We start from the raw sequence: 9,114 nt of genomic DNA, 5'->3' as shown, positions 1-9,114 counted from the left end.
CTCATAGACAAAATGCTATGAGTCATCATCGATTAGCTTAGTTCGGTATAGAAGCGACAGCGATCTCCGCGCACAATGGATATACAAAATTCAACTGGCACACCATTGACATCATACGCTGTTCGTTCAAGCAGGAGTGCCGGACGACCTTCCTCCGTTTGCAGATATTCACTTTCTTCTTCACGAATAAGAACAGGTTCAAATGCCTCTTTTGCTTTGGTTACCACGATATTAAACTGTTGTGACAATAAATCATATAAAGAAATTTCGCCTACTTTTTTTAGCTGCTCAATATCTGAAACAACGTGTTTCGGAATGAAAGATGATTCCAAAATATATGGGTCATCATTGGCGCAGCGAAGGCGTTTCATTTCAATGACATTCTCAACTTCCCCCAGCTGCAGCGCTTCCTGGATTTTGGCAGTTGGTTTGACTTCTTCAATTTTTAGAATGATATCCTTAGGATTCAATCCTTTTTCTTTTAATACTTTGCTAAAGCTGTAGAACCCCATCAATGACTGCTGCAACTTCGGTTTTGCCACGAAGGTTCCTTTTCCTTGAATTCGGTAAAGTATCCCTTCCTGTACAAGTTCCTCAATAGCTTTTTTAGCGGTATTACGGCTTACACCAAATTGGTCCATTAATTGATTCTCCGAAGGGATTTTATCTCCCGGAGTCCAAAGCCCCTTTTCAATCGAATCCTTTAGTCTTTCCATCAATTGGTGATATAGCGGTATTAAACTTTCATGCTGCAATGGTTTCATTTACTAAACCTACCCCCAACCATACTAACATTCTTTTAATAACCTAAATTATACCACCAACACTTGTAGAGTCAACCCAACCACCGTTTTCTAAAATTGAATATTTTCTATTAAGCTATGAAAATCTTACATTTGGAATATAGGATTGAATAACGACTTTCTCTGGCTTTTTCCCTTCTTCATCAAAAATAACAATTTCATTTTGTTCTTTTAACAAAGGAGCTGGAATCTTATATTCCTCCTGCGGGCCAATATTCCAGTACCTTCCTAAACAGCTGCCATTAACCCAAAAACTCCCTTTACTCATATGATCAAAACGAATCTTTACAATCGAACCGTTTTCTGGGTTCCAGCCAAAATGACTTTTATACCATCGTGGAGAAATCGTTTGTGAATTCGCGACTGTCCATTGTTTCTCCTCTTGAAGCTGGGCAAATGATTTTGTTTTCCAGTTGCGGATTTGCTCCTCTTCCTTAAATAAATATAGATCAAACCGGCAAATACTTGAGAGATTCTGAGCATCTAAGTCAATTACATTTTCACCCTTCTTTAAGGCATCGCTGATATCTGCAATCCCATAGACAGCACTGTCTCTTGACCAGGCAGTTTGACTCTCCATCAACATTTTTATTGATTTTCCATTTACCTGAACCCGTGAAACTCCCTCACCAACAAGCATCGCCCGGTTATAGCCCTCATTGAAGAAGGATTTCAAAAAACCAATTCTCCCTTCAATTTCTGGTATTTTCGATAAGAGGTGCCGAACTCCACACGCATCCACCTGCCATCCTTCCAGTAATGATAGATACTGTCCGTTAAGAGCAGGAGCATCACTCATCCCTTTTGGCTCGCCCATCGCCTGTGTAAAATTGAAACGCCCCATATTCTGAACAAGGCAGGTTAGTGTATTTTTCCCTTTCTTAACTGGGACCTCAATCACTGCAGCCCCGAGCTTACGAAGATTACCAGCAAATTCACCATTACAAAAAACCATGATAGGATCTTCGATTCTCGTAAAAATAATTGTCTTATCCTTCGTTTCCTCAGAGTAAAATTCACTTTCATAACCTAAATAACCGCCAAACTGTCCGAAGCTGCTGAAATCAAGCGGTTTTTCGGCCTCTTTCACGTTTCCGCAAAAAAAACAAAGCTTTTCATCTGCCGTTTCCCAATGTAATGGATGATTTGCAGAGCCCTTTTCCAAGCGAGGAACTACTTTTTCCAAAGATTCCCTTGCCACAACTTCAAACGAATAGCTAGTACCATCCTCAAACGAAAGTTGAACGGTTTGCGGCTGACTTCCATGGAATAAATGAAGCTTAACCAGACCATCTTCACCGGTTTCAAAGCGATTTGGCATTGGACAGTGGATCTCAGCCTGTTGCTTAAGCTGCAAAACTAGGGTCGAACGTTGGCTATTTTCGTGGTAAATGACGCCCTTCGTTGCATCGAATCCTGTCGTCTGGCCCGTGAGTGTCTTAATTGTAAAACCATTTCCTACGTTCACATTACGGACAATCGGTAAAACCGCATTTGCCTCTATCGTAAACGGAACCATTTCACCATCAAGTAAAACCTTTGATTGAACCCGTTCCTGTCGATTATTTTCAATAAATATCACTTCACCATGAGGACTAACAACTCGCCGGGATTTTAGATTACTAGAAAGCTTTAAGTCCGTTTCTGTTTGATATGTATTTGTGAATAAGGGGGTAAGCCATTTAACAAATGCATGAAATCTTTTTAATACTTCATACTTCCTTGTCGGCTGTAAATATTCATCAATGGCCACATCATAATCGTATGAGGTCGTTGAAAATGTCTGTTCTCCAACTGTCCTGCCGCCCCAATAATCAAAGTTGGTGCCGCCAAAATACATGTAATAATTAATCGCAGTGAATCCATTACTCAACAGCTGATAACACTCAAATTCAAGCTGCTCAGGTGTTTTTTGATTCGCTTTATTTCCACCCCATTGCTCAAACCAACCAATCCAAAATTCCATTACCCCTTTCGGTTGATCGGCAAACCTCTCATCTAAAATCTCTGCGGCATGTTTGGCATCCGACCAAAAATTGCGGAACTCCACAGCACCATTAACGGCTCCATAGCAGGTAACAAGCGGTACATCAATGCCTCGTGACATCATACCGTCCCGTAAGTACTCCATATACTCCTTATCTGGTTTACCATAAGCCTGGAACTCGTTTTCAATTTGGACCATAATGACGGACCCATTTTTCGTTAACTGAAATTCATCAATGATTGGTATGACCTGATCAAAATATTTGTCTACATATTTTAAAAATAAAGGATTGGCGGAACGATATTGAATCCCCTTTTTCGTAGAGAGCCACCAGGGAAAACCGCCAAAATCCCATTCCGCACAAATATATGGCCCCGGTCTCGCAATTACATATAATCCTCTGTCAGCGCATAACTGAAAAAAGTGCGCTAAATCTTTGTCTCCAGAGAAATCCCATTCCCCTTCATTTATTTCATGGAAATTCCACGGTATGTATGTTTCAATTGTATTGCATCCTCCAGCTTTCGCCTTGTCTATGACTTCACTCCACTCCTCTTTTGGTAGGCGGAAATAGTGGATGGCAGCAGATAGGATAAAGACTCTTTCATTATGAATCTTCCAGCTATTTTTATCATAAGTAATCATCTAAACACCTCCACAATCTTATAATCTATTGATATCGAGACTTTTTTACACATATTTTCGATTGTAATCATAAAGCAGCCCTAAGAGACCGGCTAATCCGAGTAACATCATGCCCAGTTCAAGTTTACCAACCATCTTTTGGCCAATGATAATCAAAGCAAGACAAATAATAAAAACGACAAGTTTTAGGATAACTACAAAAGTGGTCTTCATTAAATAAATCCTCCTCTAGTCCTTCAAACCGCCAAGGGTCATCCCTTGTGTCAATTTCTTTTGAACAATGATATATAAAATCAAGGTAGGCAGCATGACGAGAACCATACCCGCATACATTTGACCGTAATTAGCAGCAGATTTTTGAGCTGCCATTAAGTTCATTAGCCCAACAGGTAAGGTCTTATTTGGACCTGGAATCAAGGTCAGGGCAATAATGTATTCATTCCAAAATGCTAGGAAATTGAATAAGATGACAGCTATGATACTTGGTCGGGCCATTGGAATCATAATCGAAATCATTGTTTTGAAATATCCGGCCCCATCCACCAACGCCGCTTCCTCATACGTTGACGGCAGTGATTGGAAATAACTGGACAACAAGTAAATGGTAAAGGGCAAAGCGGTCGCCGCATAAACCACAGCTAAAACAAATAAATTGTCTAATAGATATCCAGCCCCAAATTGTCCTCGTAATAGGGTATCCCCACCTAATAACATCAAGAAAATTGGAACAACAATATAGTTCACATTGATAAATAATCCAGCTTTAAACAAGCCATTCATAAATTGACTGCCTCTAAAGGTGTATCTGGCCAGCACATAGGCTGCCGGTAAGGCGACAATCAATAAAATAAGCAGAGCCATTGCAGTCACCATGACTGAATTCAACATATAGGTACCCATGTTGGCCTTCCCAAAAGCATCGGTGAAGTTTTGAAAATAGAATCCTTTCGGCATGGCCCAAGGGCTTCCGTAAAATTCCGAGTTTTGCTTCACAGATGCTAAGAAAACCCATGCAACAGGGATAATGATTGAGATTGCTAATGTAATCAGAGCTACGTAGATAAAAAAGCGAAACGCTGTTTCTGCACTCATTCCTTTTTGTGTTTTCACCGTGTTCATGGACCCCCTTAATACTCCAACACTTCACGTTTGGTAACATGGCTGACAATCGCAGATATTGCGAATGAGAAAAGGAAAACTACCACCCCAATAGCCATACCATAACCATAAGAAGAATTGGTGTAAGCTTGTTTATACATATAGCTTAAAAATACCTCCGTCGACCCATCAGGTCCACCGCCGGTCATTGCTTGGACAAGTAGAAAACTTAAATTAATCGTACTGATAATGAAAAAGGTTAGCGTGGTCCGAATGTTATTCCAAATCAACGGCAAGGTAATACTGAAAAATTGTCTGATTCTTCCTGCACCTTCCAAAGCAGATGCTTCATAAAAGCTTTCGGGGATACTTGCCATACTCGACATATACATGACCATATAGTAGCCAATCGCCTGCCAGACGAGTGCTCCGCCGATGCTATAGATGGCAATTTTTTGATTACCAAGCCACATTTTTTGCAGGTTCTCAAGGTTAAATAAAGCAAGGAGATTATTCAACAAACCTGTGGTTGGATCATACACCGCAGAAAATATCCCAGCAATGACCACAACGGATAAGATATTAGGAATATAAAAAATAATCCTGAAAAAACTATTGCCTTTCATCTTTTCTCTCGTTAACAAAGTAGCAAACAAGATAGCAAGCACCATGGTGATGAGTGTAACGATAACAATCAATACAATACTGTTTTGGAGAGAACGAAAGAAGTTCATATCATTCCATAAAATTTTGAAGTTATCGAGCCCGACAAATACCTTATTATTAGAGAATCCACCCCATTTATATAAGGACATCCTGAATACCTCAATCGTAGGCACAATCAGGAAAACAGTTAATAAGATTAATGCGGGTATCGTACAAACAAAGATAAAAATCCTTTTTTCAGTTGTCTTATTCATTTCTATCACCTCAATTAATAAATATAACGGTGAGGAAGGATACTCACCGTTATATTAGTGAACTATTATTTTAATGCTGACCGTAATTGGTCACTCACTTTTTCAACGGATTCTTGCCAATCTTTTACTTTTTTATCACCAGAAACAATACTATCGATCGTTCTGAATAATGTATCTGCCATGCTGACGCCCTCAACGGCTTCTGTTGCAGCAAATCCACCCATACCTGCTTTTGCTCCGGAATCATAAATACTATAAAAAAGTTTATTGTCACCGGTCAGCTTTTCGGAAATGCCTTCGATTGGTTGAACCGCACCAGATTCTGCAAAAATAGCTGCTGCTTCGTCGGAATAAACATACGTTAAGAAATCCTTCGCTGCACCTTTATTTTTAGCTTGAGCCGGTACCCACATTTGTTCGAAGAAGGTAAAGGCGTAACGATCACCGCCATTATCAATGGCCGGCAACGCTGTCATTCCCCATTCAAAGCCATCCGCTCTTGGGGCATCTTTCATTTCCCCAACAACCCACGTACCATTTGGCATAAACAATGCTTTGTTATCGAGAATCAATTGTTGATTTTTCGTATAATCCTTATCATTGGCATTAGCAACAGTCGTTTTCGCTGTGTACTTCGCTAATTTACCGACAATTTCAAAGGCCTTCGTTGCTTCAGGAGAATTCCAAATGCCATCTTCATATTGCATCGCTTTATTGTAAAAATCAGGTCCGCCCGCTTCTAATAGCAAAGAATAGAAGAATGCATCAAAGTAACCTGTCGTAGGATAGGTGAATAATGAGATTCCTTCTGCTTTCGCTTTATCGCCCAACGCCCACATCTCATCCCAAGTCTTTGGTACTTCCCAGCCTTTTTCTTTTAACAAATTTCCATTATAGAACAGCCCAGTTGGACTATAGAACATTGGTGCCAAATACGTTTTTCCTTCATTATAAGGATTGGTTGCAAGAGTACTGGTAAAGCCTGGGATCAACTTATCCTTAACCTTGAATTCCTCACCATAAACGTTCCTATCAAGGACATCCGTAACATCTTCTAGGGCTTTGTCTTTAATTAATGTCTCTGTGAGTGCCAGTTTTCTCCCTGTTGCTAGTAAAACGACATCCGGATAGTTTCCGGCTTTCATATTCGGGCTAATGACATCCTCAAGATTTTTATCGACCGTCAATTCAACATCGACTTTTGGATTTGCATCTTCATAAGCGTCAATTACTTGGGTCCACATGTCTTTGCCATAAGCAGATTCAAGTGCCGCTACATGAAGGGTTTGTTTTTTTTCGGAGGTTTTACCACCATTAGAATTATCAACCTTACTGCTTTGACAGGCTATTAAACTAACAGATAACAACGCAGACATTCCTGCCAACAAAACTTTCTTTTTCATTTCGCTCTTCCTCCCTTATCCCCTTTATAGGTAAAGTATACGAATCCAAAAGCGCTATCACAATAAACATCTTGTTCTGTTTTTTAAGTATCTTGCTTTCCGTTGTAATAATTCACTAAAATACATATAATTTAGGTAATTATTTGCTTCTATAAGGAGGGGAATCATTTGTCAAATGAAATCTATGAGGTTCCGCAATCGGAACGGGGCCATCTTCCAGTAAAACTTCTCTATGTAACAAAATCAAAATATGATAAAGATTGGCATAGCACCAATCATACTCATCACTTTACTGAAATATTGTATATCACTAAGGGCAAAGGGACTTTCATTTTTTCCAAAAAAGAAATTCCTGTCAAAGAGCATGATTTAATTGTCATCAATCCGAATGCCGAGCACACTGAAAAGTCTTGTGTCGATCATCCCCTTGAATTTATTGCACTTGGCATCCAAGGTCTCGCTTTTTCATCTCCAGATGATCCCGGATTACAGGTAACTTTTTTTAATTATAAACAGGAGCAAAACGTCTATCTCTTTTACCTCCAGCAATTGATTGAGGAAGTGGAAAACCAAAAGGAAGATTATGAATTGATCATACAAAACATATTAGAAATTTTGTTACATAAAATGATGAGGAGAAAAGCATTTAACATGGAGAAAACCTCTACTAAAAAAATTAATAAAGATATGGCCTTTATCAAAAATTACATTAAGCAGCATTTTCGCGAAGAGATCAATCTGGATACTTTAGCTGAGGCTGGTCATATCAATAAATACTATCTTTCACATTCCTTCAAGAAATCCGTCGGCGTTTCACCGATTGAATACTTAATTCAAACCCGAATCAGGGAAAGTAAAATTTTGTTAGAAACTACCAATTATCCAATTTCAGATATATCAACTATAACCGGCTTTTCATCTCAGTCATTCTTTGCCCAATCCTTTAAACGTGTGACGAATCTATCTCCTTCACAATACCGAAAAGCTGAGAAATACAAAAAAACTATACTAGAAAATCCAAAAGCATCAAAAAATAACTAGATTTACAAATAAGTTAGAAAGATAGATTTATATAAATTAAAATAAAAAACCACAGTATCAATAACTGTGGGAAAAATATAAAGTATTTTTAATTATCAGGAAGTTCTACCACGCTAGAATACCTCTGCACTCACTTGCTTATTGACTTTCAAGCGACGGTCGTATAAAAGAGTAGTAATAATTGCAATAATAAATAAACCAATTAATACGGTAAATAATATGGACATGCTGTATAGGTCAACGAGCATTCCTCCCAATAATGGACCAACCATTCTGCCGCCTGTGGCGGTACTGTTGACGATTCCTTGGTAGAAGCCTTCACGGCCCTTTGGTGCTAAGTTAAAGGCGACAGTTGGAACGGATGGCCAGATAAACATTTCTCCGATGGTTAAGATAATCATTCCGACAAGGAAACCTGAAAACGCAGTTGATTTCCCTGCAACTATAAATGAAACAATAAAAATACCAATTCCTATTATCATCTGCAGTTTAAGTGACGCAGAAAGGCGCTTCAAGACACTATTTAGGAGTGGTTGGGCAACGACAATTAAAGCTCCGTTAATCGACCATAAAAAGCTATACTGCTTTAATGAAATACCGATTTCTTGTGTATAGGAGGAAATCGTGGTTGTCCATTGAACGTAGGCAACCCAGCACAGCAAATAACCTGAGCAAAGTATTAATAAGGCATACAGGTTTTTTCTATTCTTAACGATTGGAACATTTATATCGTTGGCTGCCTGTTTTCCAGACTCCACTGAAATTCCTTTATAGCCAAATAGCGCTATAAGCAAAAAGAGGACGTACATAATGGTATTGGCTAGGAAGATGAGTTGAAAGGAATAAGCGGCAACAATCCCGCCAAGGGAAGCACCCAAGGCTACCCCAAGGTTTTGGGCAACATAAATGGCATTAAAGGCTTTGCGCCCACCTTCTTTCCAAACTGACCCTGCCATCGCATACATCGATGGAAAAATAATACCGGTACCGAATCCAATGATGATTTGGAAGACAATATATGCGGGCCAGACATGCCAAAACGTTAAACCGATGAGTGCTGCAAGAGTAATACTAATTCCTAATATGATAGATTTGTAGCCGCCTATTCTATCAAATAGATTGCCGCCATATAGGTTTCCAATTACACTTGCCCCTGAGTTTAACATTAGGACAATTCCAGCGATCGATAAGGACTTACCTAGATGATCATGTATATA

General features: G+C 39.2%; 8 protein-coding genes. 1 reads left to right on the top strand and 7 read right to left on the bottom strand.

The window, feature by feature from the left end; genetic code table 11:
• Window positions 1-32: 32 nt before the first annotated feature.
• From V7659_RS16155 to V7659_RS16130, 6 genes are all read right to left on the bottom strand, one after another.
• Entirely contained in the window at window positions 33-764 is a 732-nt protein-coding gene (locus V7659_RS16155; RefSeq protein WP_335540864.1) for a GntR family transcriptional regulator, read from the bottom strand.
• A gap of 115 nt (window positions 765-879) precedes the next feature.
• On the bottom strand, window positions 880-3,435 hold the full coding sequence (locus V7659_RS16150) for a beta-galactosidase (protein WP_335540863.1): 2,556 nt from the start codon (window positions 3,433-3,435) through the stop codon (window positions 880-882).
• A 45-nt stretch (window positions 3,436-3,480) separates the two neighbouring features.
• The gene (locus V7659_RS16145; RefSeq protein ID WP_335540862.1) at window positions 3,481-3,648 is read right to left on the bottom strand and encodes a DUF6903 family protein; all 168 of its coding nucleotides are present in this window, start codon (window positions 3,646-3,648) and stop codon (window positions 3,481-3,483) included.
• A 15-nt stretch (window positions 3,649-3,663) separates the two neighbouring features.
• Complete coding sequence (locus tag V7659_RS16140) at window positions 3,664-4,545, bottom strand: carbohydrate ABC transporter permease (RefSeq protein ID WP_438825516.1); 882 nt, start codon at window positions 4,543-4,545, stop codon at window positions 3,664-3,666.
• A 17-nt stretch (window positions 4,546-4,562) separates the two neighbouring features.
• Entirely contained in the window at window positions 4,563-5,453 is an 891-nt protein-coding gene (locus tag V7659_RS16135) for a carbohydrate ABC transporter permease (RefSeq protein WP_335540860.1), read from the bottom strand.
• Window positions 5,454-5,518: 65 nt separating this feature from the next.
• The gene (locus tag V7659_RS16130) at window positions 5,519-6,856 is read right to left on the bottom strand and encodes a carbohydrate ABC transporter substrate-binding protein (protein WP_335540859.1); all 1,338 of its coding nucleotides are present in this window, start codon (window positions 6,854-6,856) and stop codon (window positions 5,519-5,521) included.
• A 168-nt stretch (window positions 6,857-7,024) separates the two neighbouring features.
• On the opposite strand from V7659_RS16130, the gene V7659_RS16125 reads away from it, so the two are divergent.
• A complete protein-coding gene (locus V7659_RS16125; RefSeq protein ID WP_335540858.1) occupies window positions 7,025-7,897 on the top strand; it encodes an AraC family transcriptional regulator in 873 nt (290 codons plus the stop codon).
• Between the two features lie 113 nt (window positions 7,898-8,010).
• Here V7659_RS16125 and V7659_RS16120 read toward each other — a convergent pair.
• Window positions 8,011-9,114, bottom strand: a 1,104-nt coding sequence (locus tag V7659_RS16120; protein ID WP_335540857.1) for an MDR family MFS transporter, incomplete at its 5' end; no start/stop codon positions are given.

The organism is Neobacillus drentensis, assembly GCF_036966985.1.
Lineage (GTDB): Bacteria > Bacillota > Bacilli > Bacillales > Cytobacillaceae > Neobacillus > Neobacillus drentensis_E.
The sequence above is the reverse complement of the archived record's forward strand: the minus strand, read 5'-3'. Positions and strand labels throughout refer to the sequence as shown.